Origin of the sequence: Paraburkholderia phenazinium, from assembly GCF_900142845.1 — a bacterium.
Lineage (GTDB): Bacteria > Pseudomonadota > Gammaproteobacteria > Burkholderiales > Burkholderiaceae > Paraburkholderia > Paraburkholderia phenazinium_A.
The window spans coordinates 2014482-2037158 of sequence record NZ_FSRU01000002.1; the positions used below are offsets into that span (position 1 = coordinate 2014482).

At 58.5% G+C, this 22677-nt stretch carries 24 protein-coding genes; 17 read left to right on the forward strand and 7 right to left on the reverse strand.

Features of this window, described 5'->3' with window-relative positions; translation table 11 throughout:
- Positions 1 to 714 precede the first annotated feature (714 nt).
- From BUS12_RS25900 to BUS12_RS25910, 3 genes are all read right to left on the reverse strand, one after another.
- Positions 715 to 2007 carry a hypothetical protein gene (locus BUS12_RS25900; protein ID WP_074300274.1) on the reverse strand — a complete coding sequence of 431 codons (1293 nt, stop codon included), beginning with the start codon at positions 2005 to 2007 and terminating at the stop codon, positions 715 to 717.
- Between the two features lie 32 nt (positions 2008 to 2039).
- The gene (locus tag BUS12_RS25905; protein ID WP_074300275.1) at positions 2040 to 3143 is read right to left on the reverse strand and encodes a CAP domain-containing protein; all 1104 of its coding nucleotides are present in this window, start codon (positions 3141 to 3143) and stop codon (positions 2040 to 2042) included.
- Between the two features lie 129 nt (positions 3144 to 3272).
- Positions 3273 to 3641 (reverse strand): hypothetical protein, encoded by a 369-nt coding sequence (locus tag BUS12_RS25910; RefSeq protein ID WP_074300276.1) that lies wholly within the window; start codon positions 3639 to 3641, stop codon positions 3273 to 3275.
- Between the two features lie 286 nt (positions 3642 to 3927).
- Between BUS12_RS25910 and BUS12_RS25915 the strand changes: the two genes are divergently transcribed.
- The gene (locus BUS12_RS25915) at positions 3928 to 6240 is read left to right on the forward strand and encodes a DotA/TraY family protein (protein ID WP_074300277.1); all 2313 of its coding nucleotides are present in this window, start codon (positions 3928 to 3930) and stop codon (positions 6238 to 6240) included.
- A 28-nt stretch (positions 6241 to 6268) separates the two neighbouring features.
- Here the strand turns inward: BUS12_RS25915 and BUS12_RS25920 are convergent, their stop codons facing one another.
- The 3 genes from BUS12_RS25920 to BUS12_RS25930 all read right to left on the reverse strand — a co-directional run bounded on the left by BUS12_RS25920 (position 6269) and on the right by BUS12_RS25930 (position 8924).
- The gene (locus BUS12_RS25920) at positions 6269 to 6634 is read right to left on the reverse strand and encodes a hypothetical protein (RefSeq protein WP_074300278.1); all 366 of its coding nucleotides are present in this window, start codon (positions 6632 to 6634) and stop codon (positions 6269 to 6271) included.
- 129 nt (positions 6635 to 6763) lie between these two features.
- Positions 6764 to 8638: a TraI/MobA(P) family conjugative relaxase gene (gene traI / locus BUS12_RS25925; protein WP_171991718.1), complete on the reverse strand. Its 1875-nt coding sequence runs from the start codon at positions 8636 to 8638 to the stop codon at positions 6764 to 6766.
- Entirely contained in the window at positions 8586 to 8924 is a 339-nt protein-coding gene (locus BUS12_RS25930; RefSeq protein ID WP_074300280.1) for a plasmid mobilization protein, read from the reverse strand. Before BUS12_RS25930 ends, traI begins: the two co-directional genes overlap by 53 nt.
- 262 nt (positions 8925 to 9186) lie before the next feature.
- Between BUS12_RS25930 and BUS12_RS25935 the strand changes: the two genes are divergently transcribed.
- The 11 genes from BUS12_RS25935 (at position 9187) to BUS12_RS25980 (ending at position 15003) form a co-directional block, all read left to right on the forward strand.
- Entirely contained in the window at positions 9187 to 9507 is a 321-nt protein-coding gene (locus tag BUS12_RS25935; protein ID WP_074300281.1) for a hypothetical protein, read from the forward strand.
- A gap of 75 nt (positions 9508 to 9582) precedes the next feature.
- Positions 9583 to 9933, forward strand: coding sequence for a hypothetical protein (locus BUS12_RS25940; RefSeq protein WP_143788464.1), 351 nt, complete (start codon positions 9583 to 9585; stop codon positions 9931 to 9933).
- Between the two features lie 28 nt (positions 9934 to 9961).
- Positions 9962 to 10159 (forward strand): 3'-5' exonuclease family protein, encoded by a 198-nt coding sequence (locus BUS12_RS39470; protein ID WP_253190215.1) that lies wholly within the window; start codon positions 9962 to 9964, stop codon positions 10157 to 10159.
- Positions 10160 to 10237: 78 nt separating this feature from the next.
- A complete protein-coding gene (locus BUS12_RS39475) occupies positions 10238 to 10447 on the forward strand; it encodes a hypothetical protein (protein ID WP_253190216.1) in 210 nt (69 codons plus the stop codon).
- Positions 10448 to 10851: 404 nt separating this feature from the next.
- Positions 10852 to 11217, forward strand: a complete 366-nt coding sequence (locus BUS12_RS25950; RefSeq protein ID WP_143788465.1) for a hypothetical protein — start codon at positions 10852 to 10854, stop codon at positions 11215 to 11217.
- Between the two features lie 111 nt (positions 11218 to 11328).
- On the forward strand, positions 11329 to 11862 hold the full coding sequence (locus BUS12_RS25955; RefSeq protein ID WP_074300284.1) for a hypothetical protein: 534 nt from the start codon (positions 11329 to 11331) through the stop codon (positions 11860 to 11862).
- Between the two features lie 291 nt (positions 11863 to 12153).
- On the forward strand, positions 12154 to 12333 hold the full coding sequence (locus tag BUS12_RS39480; protein ID WP_253190217.1) for an MbcA/ParS/Xre antitoxin family protein: 180 nt from the start codon (positions 12154 to 12156) through the stop codon (positions 12331 to 12333).
- 213 nt (positions 12334 to 12546) lie between these two features.
- Positions 12547 to 12783: a hypothetical protein gene (locus tag BUS12_RS25965; protein WP_074300285.1), complete on the forward strand. Its 237-nt coding sequence runs from the start codon at positions 12547 to 12549 to the stop codon at positions 12781 to 12783.
- A gap of 115 nt (positions 12784 to 12898) precedes the next feature.
- Complete coding sequence (locus BUS12_RS25970; RefSeq protein ID WP_074300286.1) at positions 12899 to 13123, forward strand: hypothetical protein; 225 nt, start codon at positions 12899 to 12901, stop codon at positions 13121 to 13123.
- Entirely contained in the window at positions 13120 to 13614 is a 495-nt protein-coding gene (locus tag BUS12_RS39145; protein WP_074300287.1) for an antitoxin Xre/MbcA/ParS toxin-binding domain-containing protein, read from the forward strand. The genes BUS12_RS25970 and BUS12_RS39145 overlap by 4 nt, the downstream gene beginning before the upstream one ends.
- 246 nt (positions 13615 to 13860) lie before the next feature.
- Positions 13861 to 15003: a type II toxin-antitoxin system HipA family toxin gene (locus BUS12_RS25980; protein ID WP_253190218.1), complete on the forward strand. Its 1143-nt coding sequence runs from the start codon at positions 13861 to 13863 to the stop codon at positions 15001 to 15003.
- Between the two features lie 483 nt (positions 15004 to 15486).
- Here BUS12_RS25980 and BUS12_RS25985 read toward each other — a convergent pair whose 3' ends face one another.
- Entirely contained in the window at positions 15487 to 16428 is a 942-nt protein-coding gene (locus BUS12_RS25985; RefSeq protein ID WP_216352737.1) for a replication initiation protein, read from the reverse strand.
- A gap of 587 nt (positions 16429 to 17015) precedes the next feature.
- Here BUS12_RS25985 and BUS12_RS25990 point away from each other — a divergent pair.
- From BUS12_RS25990 to BUS12_RS26010, 5 genes are all read left to right on the forward strand, one after another.
- Positions 17016 to 17618: a hypothetical protein gene (locus BUS12_RS25990; RefSeq protein ID WP_074300290.1), complete on the forward strand. Its 603-nt coding sequence runs from the start codon at positions 17016 to 17018 to the stop codon at positions 17616 to 17618.
- Between the two features lie 764 nt (positions 17619 to 18382).
- Positions 18383 to 20272: an ABC transporter ATP-binding protein gene (locus BUS12_RS25995; RefSeq protein ID WP_074300291.1), complete on the forward strand. Its 1890-nt coding sequence runs from the start codon at positions 18383 to 18385 to the stop codon at positions 20270 to 20272.
- Positions 20273 to 20429: 157 nt separating this feature from the next.
- On the forward strand, positions 20430 to 20996 hold the full coding sequence (locus BUS12_RS26000) for a TetR/AcrR family transcriptional regulator (protein ID WP_074300292.1): 567 nt from the start codon (positions 20430 to 20432) through the stop codon (positions 20994 to 20996).
- Positions 20997 to 21167: 171 nt separating this feature from the next.
- A complete protein-coding gene (locus tag BUS12_RS26005) occupies positions 21168 to 21593 on the forward strand; it encodes an organic hydroperoxide resistance protein (protein ID WP_074300293.1) in 426 nt (141 codons plus the stop codon).
- A gap of 35 nt (positions 21594 to 21628) precedes the next feature.
- A complete protein-coding gene (locus BUS12_RS26010) occupies positions 21629 to 22657 on the forward strand; it encodes an alpha/beta hydrolase (protein WP_074300294.1) in 1029 nt (342 codons plus the stop codon).
- Positions 22658 to 22677 lie beyond the last annotated feature (20 nt).

Here is a 22677-nt window from a genome sequence, read left to right on the forward strand (position 1 = left end):
GTCAACGTACCACTCGGTGCTGAGAAAGTAGCTGTCGGGGAGGTGGCCCCAGGCGTGATCCAGTATATAGAGCCCGCGAGCGAACCCGTTGCAACGCCCAACGACGTCCCGTTGTTGACGAAAACGGGATGTGACGCGCAGCGAAGGTGTGCCGTGCCTATCCCGGAGGTCCCATGATAGGTCACCGACTCGCTTACGACTCCACAGTAGCCGACGACGATCGCGTATGGAATGCCCGACCCGCTGCACGAATATCCGCCCGGGCACAGCGCAATATTTGGGGTACACCCCGGGGCAGTCCAGGTCGACCCGGTCCACGTCGGTGCCGCATATTCGGTGTATCCGCCCGGACAGACAGGCGCAGCCGTATAGCTGCAGCTTGGGTCAGACCACGACGATCCGTTCCATGACGCGCCGACCACAGTGGTCCATCCCGCGGCAGTCGAACAGACTGGTGGCGCGGTGTAGTTGCACGTCGGTGTCGTGTAGCCGGATCCGATCCACTGCGCCGGCGTCGTGGTGGTCCAACCCGCGCCCGACGAGCACTGCGGCGCAGGTATCGGCGCGCCAACAAGCGGCGTTGTGCAGGTCGAGTCCACGTAGCCCGGCGAACACCTAACAGGCGTCGCGAACGCAGTACCACCGACGAACAACAGGCACGTGAAAACAGCCAGTTTAAATATCAGGCGATGGAAAGTCATTGTTCCCCCTTCTTCAATATGCGCAATACGTTGACGCGACGGCCGTCCCTGGTATCGACGTCCCGCTCCCGTCCGTGATGCGAACCGTCCACGGACCAGTGCCGATGTTCGGCCCCAAATTGACCTTCGCTGTGTCGTCGACGGACAAGGTCTGCGGGTCAACTTCCATCAGCGCGATGCCTCCCGCAGGACAGACCGGCGCGGGGACCACAGACCCATCGGCAACTGAGTAGTAGGCCATGCGTATCTGATGACCGCCCATCGGCACCCACTCCCCGAACAGACATGACAGCCATTGCCCAGAGCCGTCAGCATTGGTAGCCGCGATGCCGTTTGGAGAGCAGACCGTGCCTGGAGTCGCAATAGCGCCGGCCTGTAGCGTGCCGCTCGCGGTAACGTTTTGGACCTCCGCGATATTGGCTGGACCTGACCCGTTCAACGTCTGGATGTAGACGTTGCCGGAAGCGGAGCGGATAGCCGCACCGTTTCCATCGCCGTAATACGCCGCGTTGCCCCCAATCGTCAGTGCATTGGCATTTGCGAGCGTTGCAGAGGCCGCGTTCACGCTTCCGGTGACGTTGACGTTTCCGCCGACCGTGACGTTGCCGGTTGTAACGACAGCGGCCGCATTCACGGTTCCCGCAGCGTTGACGTTGTTGACGTTGTCGATGTCCTGACCACCGCCAGCGAACGGCGCCGTGATCGGATAGAGGCCGTCCAGACGGTAGTACACAGAATCATTCGATGAGACGTTGCTCAAACCAAGCAGCGCGGCCGGTGTGTTACCCAGTGGGTTAGGCTCGGACCAGCCAGCGCTATACGAGGTGATCGTTCCTGAGTTTGCGATGGCGGAAAATCCGATCGCACCGCTTGAGCCGGCCGCTATCTGCGCGGCGCCGACCACGTCAGCCTTACCCACTGTTGCCACGGGAAGTGAGGTGTATAGCTGACCCTGCAAGGCGCAGTTCGGTGCGACACACCCTGCCGGCGACTTCGTTATGGTTACGAGGTACTGACCGCCCCAGTAGGGAGGATTCACACGTGGCAACTGGATGTACTTGCCTGCGATCAGTTCGTCTACGGTGGGATTGAGCGGGTCCGCTATACCTGAAACAACCGGAGTTGATTGAGTGAGGGCAGTCGCCTGCCTGTTCAGATACCGCTGGACCCCCGTGTTCAGCGTTTCCATCAATTGCCCTTGGGCCGCGAAAATCTGCGACCGCCCAATCTCGACCTGCTGAATCGCCCAGACGGTCTCACCAGCCATGGCAAGCGCGAGTACTATAAGCATTTCGATGAGAGTCATCTTTCCCCTCCGGTTTTACCGCGGCGCGATCGTCAGTTGGAACCAGTGGAAAACGACCACGTAACGTTCACCGGAGAGCCATCGCGTTCGCCTGCGAACGTCGCTGTGTATGTCGTACTCGGAGCAAGCGGTGCCTGCGGAACCAAGAACACCGTTCCGGGAGGCAGAAGCCCATTTGCATCGACGACCGCCGCGCTAGTTGAACCGGCTTGCGCGCCCGTGGGAATCAGGATCTCGCCGGCGACAGCGGCACCGCTGTTGGACGTCAGCGTGAAACTCGACACAGTGAGTTCGGCGCCGGCCTGGTCAGCGCGCACACGGACCATGAGCGGCCGGCCGGGCGACGTGATATTGGGAACAGGGTTCGGCGATTCGGCGGCCATTGCGAGTGCTACTCCCGACTCGTTTGCGAGCGGAACGTGCGCCACGGCCGTTGCCGCCATCTGCTGTCCGGCGGTGATCGGGATATCGTTGGCCTGCGGTGTGCCCGAGGCGTTGGTTACCCCCACGTCCAGGACGCACATAGAACTGATGTTCGATGTGATGGGTGTGAACCCGATACCGAGGGTGGTCTCTGTCGCAACGAGGCCGCTCAGGTGATATACGGAATTCAGCAACCCGGTGACACAGTCATTCCCAGCAGCCGTAGCGTTAGTCAGCGGTGACGCTGTAACCTCCTCACCCACGAATTCTGTGGCCGGAGCCCCTGCCTTGTCCGCACGGGCGAGCGGTGTTTCGGCATAGAAATCGGGCAAGGTCGAGATCTCGTCGTGGGAAAACGCAGTCAGATTGCCGTTCGCAAAATTTACCTCGAGGTACGTGGCATGCGCCAAAGCAGCGCTGTCCAGAATGGGATCATCCGTTAGCTGACCGACACCGAGCGCAGACCGATAACTGTTGACGGCTGCGAAGATCGCGCTCGGGCCAGTGCCCGCCACAAATGGGTTTGTAGCCGACGTAGTCAGCGACGCGCTGGGCGGCGTACTCGGAACGGACGGCGAGGAAGCCGACGCCGGTGCGCTCGCCGTTACCGACGCAGACGCAGGCGAACTGCCTCCGCCACCACATGCGGCAAGAGAGATCGAAAAGCCAGCGGCAAGCACGGCCAAGACACTTTCACTTCGCTTCTTGTTCATTCTGGGACCCTTTGAATTGGTTGTCGTGGAACTACCCGATCAGCCTGCCTGGCTGCCCATAGCTCACGCAATAAATTCGCAGTAGGTCCCAAAATAAATTTCACTCGCCGTATCGACCGTAGCAATGTCTCAGGCGCAGCTGTCTGGAGTACCGCGGAGGCTATCCCCACTCTGGTCTTGTGCCATCCGCCTCGAGTCGACCATGATCTTTGCAATCCACGCATGCGCGGCATGAGCGGCCGTAACGTAGCGGCCCACGTGCGCATCAAGCGTCTGGAGTCCTGCGCTCAAGCCGTCGTCTGTACCGACGGCCTGCTCCATCGCGGAAATGGCGCCACGCAATGCTCGCACCGCGTCCCACAGTTGCATCTCGCGCTGATCACGATGTCCCAGCTGAGATTTGAACGGGAGCCGGATCGGCTCACGCCCTTCAAACTTCACGGTTTGATACCACTGAATTATTTGTTGCGCGACAGGGATAAAATTGGATCCAGCCATGATTCACCTCGACGTAGGTGGGTTTTGGTCAGGCCGCGCTGGGTGTTGGCGCACCCTTCGCGGCCGCTAACGCGACTCTTCAGCGATCATTGAGCCTCGAGATATTTTTCAGGTTTGCAATGAGTTCACGCAACTGCCCCGGTGGTCTTTTTGTTGCAATTACTGACTAAATTGATAATTTTCGTGAAAGAGCGCTGTTGAAAAAATGTTTCCGCGGAAGTTGTTGCGTGAGCTATTTAGAGTCTGAAATGCTGTTCGGATCACAACCAGTACGAGGGTGGTCCAGATGAACCTGAAACGAACGGGCGGATGGTTTTTGGCTTGTGCGCCACTGATATCGCTGGCCGGACCCGCGTCGGCGCAGTCGATGAGTTTGGGCAACGCCAGCTCGCTATTGGCCGCCACAGGCGCGACCGACGAGTCCAAGAATCTGCTGCGGTACATCTTTGGTTCGTTCAGCGACAATCCATTCTCAGGGTTTGGTTCGCCGCCCACCAGCCTGTTGGGCAATCTGTTCCTGTATCTGAACATGTTTGTCTTCCTGATCGCGTCGCTATGGACGGTCTACACGATCACGAGTGGCGTTGTATCTACCGCCCACGAAGGGAAGTTCCTCGGAAAGCGGTACTCAACCGTTTGGTACCCAATTCGACTTGTATGGGGCGCGGCTACGTTGGTTCCCGTGTTTGGAGGCTTTTCATTGGGCCAGGCCATCTATATGTTCTTCACGCTGATCTCTGTCGGCGCAGCAAATACGTTGGCTGGCGTCGCCGTCTTGAGTACAGCCACGTTTACTGCAATGGTGCCGGCTCCGTCCGGACTACCAGCGTCAACGTTACTGCAGTCGTCCATCGCGGAACAGATGTTTTACATGTGGCTATGTGCCGAAACGTTGGCTGCCCAGCCGCTCAATCAGCCGGATTCCATGATGCAAGTTACCGCCTTGGGAACAGCTAACGGTGCAGCGCCTTCGTCTCCTTCTGGGTCGGGCATGAGCGTGCAAAATATCGGCGTGCAGCTGGGCACTGCCGCACAACCAGACGAATGCGGCAGCGCTGGCGTTTCTCTGGCCAATAGCGCTGCGGTCGTCGGATCCAACTCCAGTTTGTTCGGGTTTAAGGTCGACTCGGTCGATTACTCGGCCATAGTCACGGCCATTCAAAATAATGTCCAGCAGGCACACCAGTCGGCTATGTTCGCTCTCTCATCGACCATGCAGGGACTCGCGACCAGCTGGTATCAAAGCTATCTGACGTCCAAAAACGCAGGCAGTGGTAACCAGATTGTTCCGTTTCCATATGCCCAGATCCAGGCCGCAAAGACCCAATACGATGCTACCGTCACGCAAGCCCTGCAACAGGCAGCGGCTGTCAGCGGCCTATCGTCAATTACTCTGTCGGCGCTATACAACATGCAGCAGATGGGATGGGTGGGCTTAGGGACGTGGTACCAGACATTTGCTGAAGTTAATGGCGCAGTGGCGGATGCATCAAAGGTCAACTTTGTCTTTTCAAAGCCGCATTCTGACGACTCGGCTTGGGAAGAGGTAGATGATGAGGCGACTAAAGCCAAACGCCTCGTCTACACAGCGGGGCGAGATGGCTCAGGCGGAGAGAACGGATTCTCTCCGTCCAAAGCCATTAGCTATATGCAGACGCTACTTTGCGATAACACGACTGGCAACTTGTCGATTGGCCAATGCCTGCTTCACGGGATGCAATGGTTGACATTCCAGAACACAGGCGGCAGCCAGCTTGTGAATCCGGTAATCGCTGCAAAGAATCTCGGCGACACACTGATGGTCGCTGGCGAAACTTTGTGGGGGGTATCAGCACTAGCCGCCGCCGAGACGGACGACAGCGGTTACAACCTCATTGGAAAAGCCGCCAAGATCGTTGCAGACACTGTTACGGATGGACAAACGGCGGTGTTGCGCGAGGTCATACAAGCAGCCGTCCGGATCGTCATCACGTTCGCCGGCATCATCTTCTCGATTGGACTGGTTTTATCCATATACGTGCCGCTAATCCCTTTCATCACTTGGTTCTCAGCCGTCCTGACCTGGCTGGCTGTGGTCGTCGAGGCGATCATATCGGCGCCGCTTTGGTCTCTTGTGCACGGGGAAGGTGAAGGCGAGGGAATGGGACAGCGCACGCAACACGGCTACCTGTTCCTTATGAATGTTACCTTTCGTGCCCCCCTTATGGTGCTGAGCTTCTTCGTTGCATCCGCGATGACGATTATCGGCGGCACATTGCTCTATGCGACGTTTGGATCCGCGTTTGCAAACGCGTCAGGCAATTCGATTGTCGGCCTAGCCTCGATCGTGGGTGGCCTCGTTGTGCTGACGGGCCTGATGATTCTTGTCGTGCAGACCAGCTTTAACCTTATCCACCTGATCCCTGACCAGGTGCTCGGCTGGCTAGGCGGAAATCTCGGCGCACACCTAGGCCGCGAGATGGAAGGACGTATCCACGGAATGTTCCTCGCCGGCGGGCGCAACCTGCAGACCAGCGTGTCCGGTGCGATTCAAAAGCCGCAACGCCCTTCCAGCCAGCCCCACGGCGGCTCACTGGGATCCACGAAAGACAAGGCGTAAAGCGGTTGAGGCGCGGCACTCTGCTCCCTTAACGGATCCGCAGAGCGCCGTTCGAAACAACCTTAGCGTCAGCAAGCGCACGACGGCCATTGTGGACGTATGCCTTGACACCCTTTTCCCCGACGGCTTGCCGAGCCTCATCTCGAAGCAGCAGGTTGCCCGGATCGACCCGACGCAGCTCCGACAGAAGCGCATCCCGAACAGCGTTGTGAAACGCTGCTTCGTCCCAGCCTTCCCAGCCTAGAGCACCCTCCTGAAAACGTGCACGGTCGGCCTGGACTACTGCTTCGCGATCGGCACGTCGTCGGTCAATACGGTCAAAGACTGCGTGGGCAAGGGCCGCACCTTCCCGGCCTAACATTTCGCAATGGTCGCCAACCAGGCTGCTCGTCATGATGTCGCTCCAAAGGCATTGAGGATAAGGCCAAGAGTACAGACGGCTGCATGTCTCACGCAACACGGGGCACTAAAGTGTGTCTTTCGCGCGATTTCTTGCAGCAGAAAGAGAATACAGCGAGGTGACCTAGCCTCGCGGGCGATCCACGTCACCGATGTATTCTTGGTCTTCTATGTTCTCCCAATCATCGACACCACCCGCCTGCAAAACGCCCACTTCCGTCATGTCGCCAAAGCTCAGCGCGCGACCTACCGCAGTCTGGTTCAGCGGCAATCCGGCCCGGTCGAAGATGGCCACGGGCGGCATCCGCGCATCAGCCATAGCGGCAACCGTGCGTCGGAAATCGATGTCGCCATCAATCCAGCACTCCGTCCAACCAGTGTGGGCAGCATGGTGCAATGCAAGTTTGGCCGCAAGCACGACATCCGTCGCATCTACTACGACCTGGTCGCGATCTCCCGACACGCGCGCGACAAGGTTTCCAGTCAAGTCGAATAGGTCAAAGTGACGACCCGCGCGATCCAACCCATCGTGAGGTCGCATACGCTTGACGACCGTGACCGGAATCCGGAACATTGTTGACCCAGTCAACGTCCGCTGCGGCACGACCTTAAAGGTGTACTTAGAGGCTTGCTTCGCGGGCGTATGTGATCCACCCAAATGGTTGGTGCCAGGGTTAGAACGGCCAGTGTCCGCCGGCGGCGCTTCTGTATCATCAATTTCATATCCGTTGCGATGCCGCCAGCGTTCCGCCAGATCTTCGCGACCTCGCGCTCTAAGGAATTCCTCGAAACTGGGTGCCGGTGGGAATCGCTCTGCCAGCCGCACCCTCTCGTCCTTGTGGAAGGCAGCAAGCGCCGCCCGTTCCAGATCCTGTTCGTCTTTCAGGACACTCCGCAAGGCGTTCAACGCGACGCCGTGTCCTCGCCAGTTTCTACCTGGCGGCCGTAAAAGCACCTCCCGATAACGCCTCTGGCGCAAGGCAAGCGCTTCTTTCTCACGCGCATGCCGACGGCGTAGTTCGAATAGCGAGGATTTACGGGCTGAAGCCTGCTGCTTTCTCGAGGTGTTGTACTCCGCCCACATCTCGAAACCAGGCATTAGGGGCTCGGCGACACGCGGTCGAACCTCGATCCGCTCGCCCGCGGATTCAAATGCGCCGAGGCGTTTCTCCATTTTGCTCAACGTTGCCGAGCGATGAACATTGGATGCCTTCACAGGGATATCGCCGAGGAAGACCACCGCACCGGAGCCCTTTCTTTCGTACCTGAACCCTTCAGCAGCCAACCGCTCGTGCAGTTCCTGCCAGCTCTTCGCGGCCAAAATAATAGGTGCGGCCCGTTCGATAGCCATTCTTTCGACGGACTTCTCACCAGTCCGATTTTCTTGATCCTGCTTCTTGTACCCAGGCTCTCGCCTGATCGCGGATCTTCGGCCCCCGACCCGTTCCACGGTCCCGCTATCATCTACATAGTACCGGGCGTTCGGCGAACGTTTCCACCCTTGAACTGAGTCAATGCGAGCGATCGCCATGTGGATGGCTTCGAGGTCAAAACCTTTATTCACAGCAACCATCTTGTGCGTCTCTGGATGTACACGATTGACCACGACATGTACATGAAAATTGTCGGTGTCCGTGTGCGCCGCGTAGATCGCTTGATGGCCTGCGAATCCCATTGCCCTCAGAAAAATCGCCATTGCTTCGTCGATCTGCTTCTTTGATGGGGTTTCACTCTCTGGCCAGCTCATCACAAAGTGGGACACGGTGTCCTTGCTGCGCACCGCTTCTTCCGATAGCGCGATCATCTCCGCCGTCCAGGCCGCCCGTCCATCCGTTAGGAATCCGAGTGCACCGCTATAAACGCACTTCTCCGCTCCTTCGCCATCGTCGGGGTTGAGACAGTATCGGATCAACTCTGTTATCCGCTTCGCCTTGCTCGCGCGTCGATCAGGATTTTTGATTTTTTTTATGTTCATCACTTTCTCTTGCGATGCGTTCAATGGCGCGCTTCACGTCAAGCAGCACAGAAGCAGTCACGCCAGAATACGCGCCCCCGCTTTCGTTGTGCACGCGCGCTGCCAGTCCGGCGACCCGTCGAAGTTCCTTGATCATGGCCCGGTCGACACTCGCACTGATAGGTCGCCCAAAGTATCGACGTCGGACCAACTCCGACACACTCAGTCCCGCGATATCCGCGTCTTCGCGAAGGACCTCTTTCTCCTCTACGGTCAGCCTGACATTGACTATCGCATCAAGTCGCTTCTCGCCTCGAATCTCGAACGGCATGGTCAATACTCCAAAAGTCAAATAACCAAACAAATCGGGTCCAGGGTGCCCCTGGCAAGATTGAGATGGCATGTGAGAAGCGAAGCGCCGAACGTGCCATCGTGGTTTGTTGCACACGTGGGCGGAGCCCATGTGTGTGACAAACCCCATCTTGTACTCTCTTTGGCACTTACCTTCGTATTGAAATCACTACGGAAATTATCGCTTTTTGCGTTGTGTTCTGGCAATATGTTTTCGTGAGGATTCCAAATGGATAATTCAAATGCAACAGTACAAAATCGATCAGATCGAACAGTTAGCACAGAAGCTGGTGGCTCTCCCTGCCAACCATAATCGTGACGTTTCGCGGCGGGAGGCGGTACAACTGATGGCGCGTGCGATTCGTGAAGCGCAGGACAAGGGTTACACACTGGAACAGGTTGCCAGCGAGCTCAGTTCGGGAGGCTTCACAATCTCATCGAGCTCGCTCAAAAGTTATCTGGCGGCGGCTAAAACCAAACCAAAGAAGACTCGCGCGCCGACAAAGTCCGCTGCAACCGATCACCAGGCATCGGCCGGCGCCGCATCGCAAACCGCCGGATAGATGCGGTCGTCACGCGTAGGCGTGAGACGCCCACTGTTATCAACAGCTTTGAAACCGTTTTGCAAGGGGTGAGACGTGGCAAGCTCGGCGAATAATTCTTGGCGTTGGTTGGTCCTGCCAGCGCACTGGCTAGCGTGGCTATTTTTGTATCAGGGTGTGGTCGGCAACCACCTGCAAATGCTCGGCCAGCTGCAGCTGCTTATGCCGTTGATAGCGTTCGCATGGCCCCTCTGGTTTGTGCCAAAAACGATCGCTGCGTTTCGCTCTTTCTGGAAAACCGAGCTCGTTAAAACATGGTTCGTGCAACAAGGCCAAAAGCTAATCCTGTCTGGCGTGGATCTCTTTTTTATGACGGCGCTGGAGCCTGTTTTCCTGTTGGGTCGCCGGCTGCTTGAGCTCGCCGGATTTCGCCCACGCAACCGGTAGAAATGCAGCAAGATCCCAACCCCATCCCGTGACTGGTGGCTACCGGCCGTCTCGAGGACGACGAAAAACCCGCTACTTCATCGACACCGAATTCACTGATTTTGAGGCATGCCAGATCATCAGCGTGGCAATCGTCGGTGAGGACGGGCACGAGTTCTATGGCGAGGTTTCGGACTTCGAGCGCCCGTTGTGCAACAACTTTGTGCGCGACACCGTATTACCGTAACTCGGTCAGTTTCCTGGCCGCTCTATCCCTTTCAGTGAGCTTAGGGGTGAATTGAGCCGGTGGTTGACCAGCGTACCGATGAAACCGAGACCCGTCCTGTGCTACGACTTCGACGGCGACTTGGCGTTGGTCAACCATCTGCTCGGCGCCCCCCTGCCACGCGGCTGGAAAGCGGAAAATATCGAGGGGAGGCTCGATGCTGGAAGACTTGCCGAGTACTTCCGCAAGTACGGCGGTGAGCATCACGCGCTACACGACGCTCGCGCGAACTGCTACGCATTCTTTTAGGTTTCCCCGGAGAAACTTGGCCGAGTGCATCAGACCATAAACCCGGTGGTAGGGTAACGCCGGAAACGTTTCCCCGGGGAAAATGCTCAGATCTGAACACTTTTTCTGCCGCCCGAAAGGTGAGCGGTTACGGGACAACTACGCTAAGGACGCCCCCCTTCGCATAAAGTGGCATCGTCGCTAGGTCGCTCCACGCTGCGTGGTACGCGCCGACACAAGTTGAACCCAGCCACGACGCTTTATTGCATGCCGCCGCGCTTAAATACGCGGTGACGCTGGTCGCAAGGACGGCGTGACTTCTGGACATAGCGCGACGGTATCGGCTACATTGCTTTGGCATGAAAGCGGCAGCAAAGCCCAACCGAGGCCCATGCTCCGAACTCACCACACCCTATAAATAGTGAATGAATAATATGCTAGTAATGATGCGCGTTTTTGACGAGAACCAAAAAGAAACGATCTACTTTCAAACCTCAATCAATGCGTCGGCATTGATCCAGATCGCGCGACCGCGGGAAGCGACTATGAGGGAAAAGGGCAAAACGTTCACCCAGGGGGGTGTGGCATTCTTTGGGGAGGAGTTCATCAAGGCCGTGCAAGCCGGCGAGAAGCAGGAAATTGAAAAAACTGCCATGCAGGCCGCAATGGCAGCATGGCTGTCAGATCACATTTTCGGAGGCATAAGCGAGGCGGAATTCCTGCGCTGCGATCTCGAGTTCAACATGCACCCTACAGGTATGGTGGTCTACAACCGGAAGCCTGCAAAGTAGACGCTTCAATGACGAGTCCCGTGATCGCGGGACTCTAGCTAGAGAACCGAGATCGCGCAAATCGTTACGGATCGGCTACTCTATTTGCATTTTTCGTCCGCGGAGAGTCGGATGTTTCTTCCCCGTTTCGTCGTGACTCACAAGTCCGAACTCCTGCTCGGCATCTTGTTCCTGGCGGGCGTCGCCCTAGGTCTTGCGGTGTTGCTAGTACCGCACTCGACAGTCGTCACAATTTTGCTTACCCGCGCGCTAAAGCTCATCCTCGGCATTACAACGATCGTTAACTACGCCGTGGTGGCTCTCCTGTGTGTCGCGTCAACGCTTCTACCGACGCGCTATCGCAACAGCGTCTTGCTGAGCGCTGGCGCCCGCGTTGCGGCAAAGCGTGTCGCGCGCCTGTCGATGCGCGCTGTCGCGGCTCTGCTCGGCTTGAACTGTGTGATCGCGTATTCGCACGATTGGCATGCCCTTGCGGCCGTCCTCTCGGCCACGGTCTGGTTTCTCGCCCTTCGCCGGCTGACTATCGAAAACACCACCGGAATTCCCCACCCTCGCGTCGCGGCCGCATGCGCCGGCTGGCTAATCGGGGTCTCGTTTCAACCGACTATCGGACATTTTGTCGCCCTCGCAATGCATGTAGTTTAATCAGGACCGTTTCAACGTGTTGCCCTACTCAGCGGCTACGAGCCGATTGCGCCGCTTTCGATAGTGACACTAGAAGAGCTAGGGTCTCACCAGTTGCGTTTGCCTGCATCTTCTCGCAGGATCGCTCACTTTCGCATGCGACATTCCGGGCCGCCAATCGCCTGCGCACTCAAGGGGGAATGACCATGAAGGTTCGCAAGCGCATCCGGCGGGCCATGCAGATCACGCTACGGCCGAAAAGCGAGCAGCCTGCTGCGGCCGTCGCTCGGCTGACGGCACAGGTTCAGTGCGATGGTTAATCAGTCAGGAAGTTCCGCGGACTTCGACGCTCAGGCGTGGCTTATCCACTGGTTGGGCAGCCCCGTGCCCGCGCTCGGCGGACGCCCCCCGGGCGAACTGCTCGATACCGCCGAAGGCGTCAGGCTCGTGTCCGAAACGCTAGCAAGAATGCAGAGCGGCGCGTACATGTAGGCTCTCGCGCAGATTGCGGTTGCCCGCTACACTGAATGCATCTAACGCGTCGGAGTCAACGTGGACACTCGACCACTGTACATTGAAGATAACTATCCGGCGAGTCGCGCGCTCACGATACTCGATCGCATATGACCGCGGCCGGACTGCTCGAACTGCTGCGCACCTCTCCCGCTGATCATCGATTGAGAATGGAAGGCTAAAGGCCACGCTATGCTTGAATATCAGGAGAAGACCGTGCAGGAGGTTGCTGTCTGCACCTGCGACCGCTGCGAACGGCGCATGACGCCAGACGACGATTTCAACTGGCATGAAAAACTGTCGATCGCGTATCGGGGCGGTTTCGGTTCGATATTCGGCGACGGCTGCAATATCAGTGTTGATCTATGCCAACAGTGCGTCAAGGAAACGCTCGGCACTTGGCTTCGGATAACTCCCGGCGATGATTGATCTGCGTCAGGATCGGTCAAGGCACTAGAGGGCATTGTGCGCAAACCAGAACGTTCCGTATCGGTGGAGGACATGAATCAGGCTACCGAACGATTGCGCGGTACAGTGCTGCGATATGAAGACCCCACCGATCCAGTTTAGCGCGACATTGATCAAACGCAAACTGATTGGCCTAGTAACTGCAATTGGGGCTGTGGTGTGGCTCGCACGCATCGTTTTTTCAGGATCGGAGCGCCGCAGGCTCGACGCGGCCATGGAGGCGCTGGAGGCGCTGGAGGCGCTGGAGGCGCTGGAGGCGCTGGAGGCGGCAATGATGAATCAGACAGCGAGGCAAATGTGATTGCATGGCGGGTGGTAAAGCTTCGGGTGTTGCCCGGCCATCGCCTAGAAGTCGAGTTTGCGGACGGACTGCGCGGTGTGGTGGACATGTCGAGAGACGACTTCAGCGGTCTGTTTCAGCCACTGGCAGATGAAGCGTACTTTCAGCTCGCGTCGATCAAGGAAGGTGTTGTAGCGTGGCCGAACGGTGTCGATGTCGCGTCAGATGCGATGTACGCCGAAATTTCAGGCGAACCACTAATGCCACACTCAACCACCACCGACGCAGTGTGTAACGTCGATGCGACCGGCGAGGGAACTGACATAAATTCTATCGCGCGGATCATCGCACTGGCCAACGCCACATTTAGCAATCAGCAAAAGGCAATGCGCTGGCTACGGGCCAAACAAATCCGCTTCGGCGGACGTTCACCGATTGAGGTCGCAAGCACCGAACAAGGGGCTCGGCAGGTCGAGCAGGCGCTTGGCCAGCTCGACGAAGGTTACTTCTGACGACACCCGGATGCCCTCGCCCACATCCAGGTTCTCAGCGCGATATGCGCGGCTCGAATGACAACTAAGCTACCCCCAGACCGATCACTCCTTGTCTACAGCGATTTGGACGGAGGCCCCGTCTGGGTTGGCACACTCGACCTCGAAAACAGCCCTGGCGAAGTGTCGGCAGCAGTCCTCGCCAACTTCAGCTACGCGCCTCATTACCTCGAGAGCGCAGGTGCTTTGCCTCTGGATCCGCTGAACATGCCTCTACGCGACCATGGCTTCCGTACAACAAGCCGCTTTCACCTGCTCGGCGCGCTCTTCGACGCGGCTCCGGATGCGTGGGGTCGTAGGGTAATCCGGGCGAGCGGCGACAGTGTGACGGTGTCCGAACGCGACGTGTTCGTGCACGCACGCGGCCTAGGCGCGGGAAACTTGTTCTATAAACCGATACAAGCAAACGATGAACTCGGCGCCGCCACCGAGTTGCCGGCAGCGGGCGACATCCCTAGCCTTACTGACATCCCAACAATTGCGAAAGCGCTCGCCGCGATCGACTCCGGAGATCCGCTCGAGGCCGCATGGCACAGCATGCTTGCGAGTTCATGTGCCATTGGAGGTGCGCGGCCCAAAGCGATCCTTCGCGACGCCTGGAATGACCTGTGGGTAGCCAAATTCCCGCGGCAAAACGATTCGTTCGACAAGCAACGGGTCGAGTGGGCGAATCTGGAGATGGCCCGCGATATCGGCATCACCGTACCAAAGACGCGACTCGTGGAAATCGGGCGCGATGCCGTTCTGCTTGTGAAACGCTTCGACCATACGATAGTCGACGAGAACATCCGCCGGCGGCACTATGTGAGTGCCGCAGCGCTCACCAGCCCACCGCCTGACTTCGACAAGCGGGAAATGGACAAGCCTTTCGGCCAGTCTATCTTTTCGTATGCACGTCTAGCCGAGATTGTTCGCCGGGTTTCGTCCAACCCTGTGCGCGACTTGCAAGAGCTATACGCTCGCATGCTGCTCAATGTCGCGGTGCACAACACAGACGACCACCTGAAGAACACAGGGTTTCTGCGCGACGAGTCAAGCAACGCTGGCAACTTCAGGCTGTCGCCCCTGTTCGACGTGGTCACGCAGGAAGGCAACGCTCGACATATGCTGCACCTTGGGCCGGCCGGCCGGGAGAGCACGTTCCAGAACGCGCTCGACGGTGCTGGTCGTATTGGGCTGCGTCCGCGCGCGGCGGTGGATATTCTCGATCGCGTGCTAGCGGTGACAGAGCGACGGCAGGATTACTACCATCGCGCGGGGCTTGAGGCCGACGAATTGGCGATCGTTGAACGATGTCAGAGCGCATGGCGGGCGATCGGACACAAAAATATCCAAGTGAAATCGCAGTAACCAAACTTCGCACCCCCGGATTGTCCAGCCATGCAGGCACACATTGGAGTATTAAAGGACCCGGCTCTAAACGGAGACGGAGTCAAGGGGTTGGTGCGGCCCGCAGCCGCGTAGCGGCGAGGACACGGCCCCTTGACGCCGTCGGAGTGACCCACGCTCAAGTCAATGGGGAGGGGTTGATTCTTTACCCCTCCCCATTGACGACAGAGGGCGACTCGCTCCCTTCCCGTTCACGGGAAGGGCGGGGGGATGGGCAGCCATTTTTGTCTTCGCGCTGCAAGCGCGCATTTCGAGCAATCGGCAACACACGGGGCGCAGCGCACCTCAAGTTAAGAGTTGTCCACAGGCAATCAAGGTAGAGAAGAGGTAAAAGAAGGTAAACGACTTAATGCCACCCGGTCGATCAATAGCGGCGCCCTGCTCCAAAGGAAGGAGGCGATGCTATCCCGACGCGGCGCGATGCTGTCCCGAGCGGACGCGATGCTATCCCGAGACGAGCGCGATGCTATCCCGATGCCGCGATGCTACCGAGCTAAGCTTACCTCTCGGCATAATCCGCAGCACCAGCTGCTCTCTGCCCTTGGTGCTTGTCTCGATTTCTCCAAAGGCAATCTCAACTCGGGTGAGCTCGGCAGTCGCTCGCGCGAGTGCTGTTTTGAAGTCCCGCATTCGGCCGGTGTATTGCATCTTGTCCTTTAACCACTCCAGCGCGTATCGCTGTACGGAATCGGACGACGTCGCTACAAGACGCTGCAGCGCCTTTGCGATTTCATGCCCACGCCTCATTTGCAGCCGCTTTCCCCAATCAATCAGGGCGAACTCGTGGTTGCTAAACAGAGTCGCCCACTGACTGTCCAGGATAAATTTATAAATCTGTGATTTGTCGTCGTAAGCGAAGCGCTGAACGATGTGAAAGCCTTCGGTATCACCCACTCTGTATTTAATCGTCCCATCTGGCTTCCTTGCTTCGATAAACAGAGTCGCCACGGTCATTGCCTTTATCCGCCGATGGAGCCAAGCGTAGTCACTCTTTCCAGTATTGCGCCCCATGGCGCGCAACAGCGCGGCTCGATTCACCGTAACAGCAGCACCAAGCGGGAACAAGCGAGCTTGGTAGATTAACTGCAAGAGCAAATCGGCATCTGCCTCATCCAATTGCTCTCCGGTATATGTCATCACCACGTCAGCGCGTGTGACTAGCGGAGTTTCACGGTGGAATGTTCGTCTCCCCCGAGCGATGGGCGCGCACAGCGATGACCTAGCGAGATGGTTCGGCATGGCGCGCAAAAATTCCTGCATTTCCGGCAGGATTGCATGCTCGCGGCCGGCCGATCGATCGGCCGCCTGTCGAGCGGCGATGCGAACTTGTGCATCTGCCGTACACTCCAAAAGCCGGTCTAATGCTGAACGGGACACCTGATTCATCGACGCACGTCCGTCGGCAGCCGAGGACGGCCTGAAGGTCGCCGCCCTGCGGTCCGAAGGTGTACATCGTCTGCGTTTAGCTCAGTGTGACCTGCTCGCACCGCGGCCAACCATGCCTGCACGTCGCCGGCGGACCATCTAAGGAAGCCTCGACGCTGAATGCTTGGAGACGGGAGTCGGCCTTTAGATTTCAATTGATACAAGGCGTTGGGACTGATACTAAGCAGCTCAGCGAACTCGCACGCTGTTATTAAAGCAGAGGGTCCCATATGGCCGAAACGGACGCGAAAATCTCGCAAAGAGTGTTCAACGTCTTTCTCCATTTTTCTCTACCTGTTGTTGCTTGAGCCCACATCGTCCCCGTAGCATGTATGGCATTCCATATGCGGATTCGCGGAGGTTATGTGGGACGCCACAGTGCTGCACTACCCGAGATGTCATCTCTGGCCGGCGCGCTTTGCAGGCGCATCAGCAAGGATTCCGGACTAACGCCTCATCAACTTGAACGAATTTTCGGAATAGGCCTTCGGTCATGGGTATATGAGAGCGCTCAGCCATGTACTGGGCAAAAGCTGCGAGGCTCTGCAATGCCGAGTAACGGGAGCCGCTGGAGCCGAATTTGCCGCGAGGTACGTGGCCAAGGTCTGTCCGATTCCGCGTTTTCCGAAATCCTAACCAAGGCGACCCAGCATGGGCTGCTACGACTCTCCATTGCGGACAAGTTTGCGTTGGGTGTTACGGGTGACGGTCGTTGCGATCTTTCAGGGCTGGCGAAAGCAGTCACCGCTCAGAGAAACTCGCTCGAATTATACGAAGCGGGCTTGAGCCGGATGGGTAAGGGCAAAATGCCGATCAGCAGAGGCGGTCAACAAGGCGGAGCGCCTGCGAAACCCCTTGATGCAGAGGAGATGCAGTTGGCTGTCGCGCAATGGGAGCTGCGAGTCAGCCGTGATTGTCTGATCCACGAGGACACTCGCTTTCGGGCAATGGTTTCGTCGCTAGCGTACTTTTTGGGCGAGGTAACCGATGCCGAGTACAGACTTCTGGGCAAGGCCTTAAATACCCCTGGTCTCGAGATGCATCTATCCGAGCAGATGGCGCTGAGCAAACCCCTCATGGTCATGCTCCCGCCCTTCCCCCTGACCAGCACTCGAGGCGGGGAAATGGCGGATTGCGATCGAAATCTGTAGACAACTCGAGAAAGCTGAAAAGGGAAAAAACCTTGAAAAATCAACTGAGATGAGGAAAAATGAATACTGCTTCAAGGCACCTCGTCCGATTCACACGGCAGGGGTCACAGGTTCAATCCCTGTACCACCCACCAGAATTTCTGGTTTAGCGACCGAAGATTAAAGGCCCTCAGACGAAAGTCTCAGGGCCTTTTTCGTTGCTGCGTAACACGCGATTAATTCCGACGATGCAACGACGCGCGAAACCCAAAGTGGATGCGCACTCAACTATCGTATTTGCGTAGCTCTGCGAATTTGTTTGGCGCCGTCCCGAACAACTATGAGTGTATTGGGCGCACTACAACTACCCCGCAATCTCCTCTATACGACGCGCAAAAATGCGACACGCATTTTCCACGCGCCGCCCCCACCCGCACGCCCGCATTCTTCGTACCAAATCGACCACATCCAGGCATCGGTCGCTTGCCACCGCAATAAAGCCACTATATATTCGAGGCTCGGACATCAGTTCCGATCAACATCTTCTTCACTTCACTCAACACTAAAGGGAGGCATCACATGTTGTTCAGCGTGCAGATTGCCACTCTTTACGTGGCCTCGCGACCTTAACTAGTCGCCTACGCAGGTCAGCCGTTTTGGCGAGCCTGCGCATTTTCCAGACGGTCCAAAGTCAGCACACCAGTTCATTCTGGCCCGCTGCGGCTGTCTATTCCTATTGCTCCTGACTGGAATCCCGGGGTCTCTGTGTCCCCAGGCCGTGACCAATGACTACTAAAAAACTCGACTTTCGCGGACAAGCCTTTAAGGACGTCCTCGGCTTCACCGTTCGCCACTGGCGCGAACAACCCTGGCGTATCTTTGCCGTCACTTCGCTGGTGCTGCTCTCGGCATTGGCCGACGTGCTCACGCCGATGTTCGCCGGGCATCTCGTCGACGCCATCGCCTCAGGCTCGGCGGGCAATCCGGCCGCCTGGCACGCGGCCATCACCGCGTTCTGCATTCTGGCCGGACTCGGACTCGGCGCCACGCTGCTGCGTCAAGGCGTCTTCATGAACATCATCCCGCTGACGCTCGAGATGATGAGCAAGATTGCCGCCAACGCATTTCATCGCGTGCAGCGCTTTTCGACCGACTGGCACGCCAACAGCTTCGCCGGCTCGACCGTGCGCAAGATCACGCGCGGCATGTGGGCGCTCGACATTCTCAACGACACGCTGCTGATCGCGCTGTTTCCGTCGCTCGTGATGCTGGTCGGCTCCACGGTGTTGCTCGGCGTGCGCTGGCCGCTGATGGGTGCGGTCGTCGGCATCAGTTCGTTGCTGTATATCGCGGTCACGGCAATGCTGTCGCTCGGCTTCGTCGCGCCTGCCGCGCGCCTCGCCAATGCCTGGGACACCCGGATGGGCGGCGCGCTGGCCGACGCCGTGAGTTGCAACACCGTCGTCAAGGCATTCGGCGCCGAAGTGCGCGAAGAAGCCCTGCTCGCCCGCATCATCGGCAAGTGGCGCCATCGCACCAAGCGCACGTGGGTGCGCGGGACGCTCAATGGCGGCGTGCAAGGCGGCATGCTGGTGCTGATCCAGGCGTCGATCCTCGGCGCGGCGCTGTTGCTGTGGGCACGCGGCGAAGCGAGCGTGGGCGACATCACGTTCGCGCTGACGATGTTCTTCATGTTGCAGGGCTATCTGCGCGAAGTGGGCATGCATATCCGCAACCTGCAGCGCTCGGTCAACGACATGGAGGAACTGGTCGCGCTCGACAAGCAAGCTCTCGGTATCGAGGACAAGCCGGGCGCTCGCGCAATCGCCATCGGCAAGGGCGAGATCCGTTTCGAGCATGTGACGTTCCACTATGGTTCGCTCGCTACGCCGCTCTACGACAACTTCTCCGTGCGGATTGCGCCGGGTGAGCGCGTCGGGTTGGTGGGGCATTCGGGCTCGGGCAAGACGACCTTCATCAAGCTGATCCAGCGGCTCTACGACGTGACGGGCGGCCGCATCACGATCGATGGGCAAGACATCGCCCTCGTCAGCCAGGCGTCGTTGCGCAGCCAGATCGCGATCGTGCAGCAGGAGCCGGTGCTGTTTCACCGCACGCTGGCGGAGAACATCGCCTATGCGCGTCCCGGCGCCACCCGCGCCGAGATCGAGCGGGCGGCGAAGCTCGCCAGCGCCCACGACTTCATCGTGACCTTGCCTCAGGGCTACGACACACTGGTGGGCGAACGCGGCGTCAAGCTGTCGGGTGGCGAACGCCAGCGCGTCGCGATTGCGCGGGCGTTCCTCGCCGATGCACCGATCCTGATTCTGGACGAAGCCACGTCGAGCCTCGACAGCGAAAGCGAAGTGCTGATCCAGCAGGCCATGGAACGGCTGATGGTGGGCCGCACGACGCTCGTCGTCGCGCACCGGCTGTCCACCGTGCGTGCGCTGGACCGCTTGCTGGTGCTCGACAAGGGCAAGGTCATCGAAGAAGGCAGTCACGAGGCGTTGATCCAGCTCGAGAAAGGCTTGTACCGCAGGCTGTTCGAACGTCAGGCGCTCGAATTGATCAAGGGCCTGTCCGAGCCGGACGTGAGGCGCGCGGCGCAGGGCGTCAACGCGAGCGCCAGCGCCAGGCAGATCGACGACCCGGAGATGCTCATGGATGAATAGTCGACCAGGCAACCGCCCCCAAACATGAGTCACTCCTCCGGCTGGCGTATCCCATACGCCAGCCTTTTTTATCCCACCCGCCACCGCACTTTTCCATTCGAAAATTTTTTTGCACCCATGCTTGACAATCTATCTATCAGTAGATAAAGTTCAGTCCATGGAAACGACAACGACAGTGCGCGAACAGATTCTCGACCACGCCATCACGCTCATCATGCTGCGCGGTTACAACGGTTTTAGTTACCGGGATCTGTCGAGTCTGGTCGGCGTAAAGACCTCGAGCATCCACTACTACTTCCCGTCGAAAGACGATCTGGTCCTGGAAGCGGTCAGCGAGTACAGCAAAGAGGTACTTAACGCCCTCCACGCTGTCGACGCTTCGTTGTCGGCCGATGCAAAGCTCAGCAAGTACGCGAAGCTGTTCGGCAGGACCCTTGGTGACGGCAATCAGATCTGCCTGTGCGGCATGCTGGCTGCGGACATCGAGTCACTGCCCGACACTATCCGGCAAGCCGTGCAGGCGTTTTTCAAGGCGAACGAAAGCTGGCTCGCGAAGGTTCTCGCACAAGGCGCGCAAGAAGGGACGCTGGCAGTGAACGGCAAACCGGACAATGCGGCACGCGCGCTGTTCGCAGCGTTTCAGGGCAGCGTGCTGGCGGCCCGCTTGTTTCACACCAAGGCTCGGCTTGAAGATGTCGAGGCTTCGGTGAGAATTGCGCGGTAAGGCAGTTCAATACGAGGTGGTACGCCACCTCTTTGTTTGGCCACATTATCTATCTTTGAGTAGATAGATAATGTGGCAGATGTGAAAGGGAAGTCATTGTTGTTTCGCGCCACAATCTATCTAGTAGTAGATAGCAAACTGGCAACCCAACCTACTGAAAGGAGTTTCACCATGTCCCTCGAAAAAGTTCTTTACCGCGCCCATGCCCACGCAACTGGCGGCCGTGACGGCCGTGCTGTTGTGCCCGCAGGCAACCTCGACTTCAGGCTGACCACGCCCAAAGAACTCGGCGGCGCAGGCGGCGAAGGCGCCAACCCGGAACAGCTGTTTGCTGCCGGCTACAGCGCCTGCTTCCTCGGCGCGATGAAGTTCGTCGCCGCCCGCGACAAGATCGCGATCCCGGCGGATGTCTCGATTGACGGCAGCGTGGGGATCGGCGTGATTCCGAACGGCTTCGGCATCGAAGTGGAACTGAAGATTTCGCTGCCGGGCATGGCGCGCGAAGCGGCGCAAGCGCTGGTCGACAAGGCGCACATCGTCTGCCCGTACTCGAACGCGACCCGCGGCAACATCGACGTCACGCTGACGATCGCCTAAGTCCCACACGTCAACCACACACACCAGAAGCCATCATGAAGACCTTGAAGCCCCTGCTCCTTGCAGCCGCCCTCGCTGCTCAAACGACCTTCGCAGTCGCCGCAACCCCGGCGGCACCCGCCGGACCCGATCAGGTGACGAGCCAGTTTCTCAAGGCGCTCAACAGCGGCACCGGACCGGCCATCAATACGTTGACCCCGGCGCAGGCGCGCGCGGTGCTGGTCGGTGCGCAGAACAGCGTCAAGGTGGATCTGTCAGGCATCGATGTGTCGAACCAGACCATCGAGCAGGACGGCATCACCGTGCCGATCACCATCGTGCGGCCGCAAGGCGTCACGGGTACGCCGCCGGTCTTCATGTTCTTCCACGGCGGCGGCTGGATCCTCGGCGATTTCCCGACTCACGAGCGGCTGGTGCGCGACCTCGTAGTGCAATCCGGCGCGGTGGCGGTGTTCGTCAACTACACGCCGTCGCCCGAAGCACGCTATCCGGTGGCGATCAATCAGGCGTACGCGGCCACCAAATGGGTCGCGGCGCATGGTAGCGAGATCGGGGTAGATGGCAGCCGTCTCGCGGTGGTGGGCAATAGCGTGGGCGGCAACATGGCCGCGGTGGTCTCGCTGATGGCGAAGGACAAGCAAGGCCCCGCGATCCGCTTCCAGGGTTTGATGTGGCCCGTCACGGACAACAATTTCAATGACGGTTCGTATAACGCCTATCCGGAAGGCCACTTCCTGACCCGTCCGATGATGCAGTGGTTCTGGGATGCGTATACCAAGGACCCGAAGCAGCGTAACGAGATTTACGCGTCGCCGTTGCGTGCTTCGCTGGCTGAGTTGAAGGGACTGCCGCCGGCGTTGATTCAGGTGGCGCAGTCCGACGTGCTGCGCGACGAAGGCGAAGCCTACGGCCGCAAGCTCGACGAAGCAGGCGATGACGCGACCACGGTGCGCTACAACGGCACGATCCACGACTTCGGTTTGCTCAACGCGCTGGCTGAAGACGCCCCGACGAAAGCGGCCATCAAACAGCTCGCCAACGAATTGCAGTCGCGCCTGAAGTAAGACCCGGGTGTCAGCAACAC

What these genes read in the sequence shown, in the direction of transcription:
- BUS12_RS25935 (WP_074300281.1), top strand. Translation starts at nt 9,187, where the DNA reads ATGCAACAGTACAAAATCGATCAGATCGAACAGTTAGCACAGAAGCTG.
- BUS12_RS25900 (WP_074300274.1), bottom strand. Translation starts at nt 2,007, where the DNA reads ATGACTCTCATCGAAATGCTTATAGTACTCGCGCTTGCCATGGCTGGT.
- BUS12_RS39475 (WP_253190216.1), top strand. Translation starts at nt 10,238, where the DNA reads ATGAAACCGAGACCCGTCCTGTGCTACGACTTCGACGGCGACTTGGCG.
- BUS12_RS25980 (WP_253190218.1), top strand. Translation starts at nt 13,861, where the DNA reads ATGCCTCTACGCGACCATGGCTTCCGTACAACAAGCCGCTTTCACCTG.
- BUS12_RS25920 (WP_074300278.1), bottom strand. Translation starts at nt 6,634, where the DNA reads ATGACGAGCAGCCTGGTTGGCGACCATTGCGAAATGTTAGGCCGGGAA.
- BUS12_RS26005 (WP_074300293.1), top strand. Translation starts at nt 21,168, where the DNA reads ATGTCCCTCGAAAAAGTTCTTTACCGCGCCCATGCCCACGCAACTGGC.
- BUS12_RS25955 (WP_074300284.1), top strand. Translation starts at nt 11,329, where the DNA reads ATGTTTCTTCCCCGTTTCGTCGTGACTCACAAGTCCGAACTCCTGCTC.
- BUS12_RS25930 (WP_074300280.1), bottom strand. Translation starts at nt 8,924, where the DNA reads ATGCCGTTCGAGATTCGAGGCGAGAAGCGACTTGATGCGATAGTCAAT.
- BUS12_RS25915 (WP_074300277.1), top strand. Translation starts at nt 3,928, where the DNA reads ATGAACCTGAAACGAACGGGCGGATGGTTTTTGGCTTGTGCGCCACTG.
- BUS12_RS25905 (WP_074300275.1), bottom strand. Translation starts at nt 3,143, where the DNA reads ATGAACAAGAAGCGAAGTGAAAGTGTCTTGGCCGTGCTTGCCGCTGGC.
- BUS12_RS25995 (WP_074300291.1), top strand. Translation starts at nt 18,383, where the DNA reads ATGACTACTAAAAAACTCGACTTTCGCGGACAAGCCTTTAAGGACGTC.
- BUS12_RS25990 (WP_074300290.1), top strand. Translation starts at nt 17,016, where the DNA reads ATGCCGAGTAACGGGAGCCGCTGGAGCCGAATTTGCCGCGAGGTACGT.
- BUS12_RS25950 (WP_143788465.1), top strand. Translation starts at nt 10,852, where the DNA reads ATGAATAATATGCTAGTAATGATGCGCGTTTTTGACGAGAACCAAAAA.
- BUS12_RS25910 (WP_074300276.1), bottom strand. Translation starts at nt 3,641, where the DNA reads ATGGCTGGATCCAATTTTATCCCTGTCGCGCAACAAATAATTCAGTGG.
- BUS12_RS25985 (WP_216352737.1), bottom strand. Translation starts at nt 16,428, where the DNA reads ATGAATCAGGTGTCCCGTTCAGCATTAGACCGGCTTTTGGAGTGTACG.
- BUS12_RS39480 (WP_253190217.1), top strand. Translation starts at nt 12,154, where the DNA reads ATGGTTAATCAGTCAGGAAGTTCCGCGGACTTCGACGCTCAGGCGTGG.
- BUS12_RS25965 (WP_074300285.1), top strand. Translation starts at nt 12,547, where the DNA reads ATGCTTGAATATCAGGAGAAGACCGTGCAGGAGGTTGCTGTCTGCACC.
- BUS12_RS25970 (WP_074300286.1), top strand. Translation starts at nt 12,899, where the DNA reads ATGAAGACCCCACCGATCCAGTTTAGCGCGACATTGATCAAACGCAAA.
- BUS12_RS26000 (WP_074300292.1), top strand. Translation starts at nt 20,430, where the DNA reads ATGGAAACGACAACGACAGTGCGCGAACAGATTCTCGACCACGCCATC.
- BUS12_RS26010 (WP_074300294.1), top strand. Translation starts at nt 21,629, where the DNA reads ATGAAGACCTTGAAGCCCCTGCTCCTTGCAGCCGCCCTCGCTGCTCAA.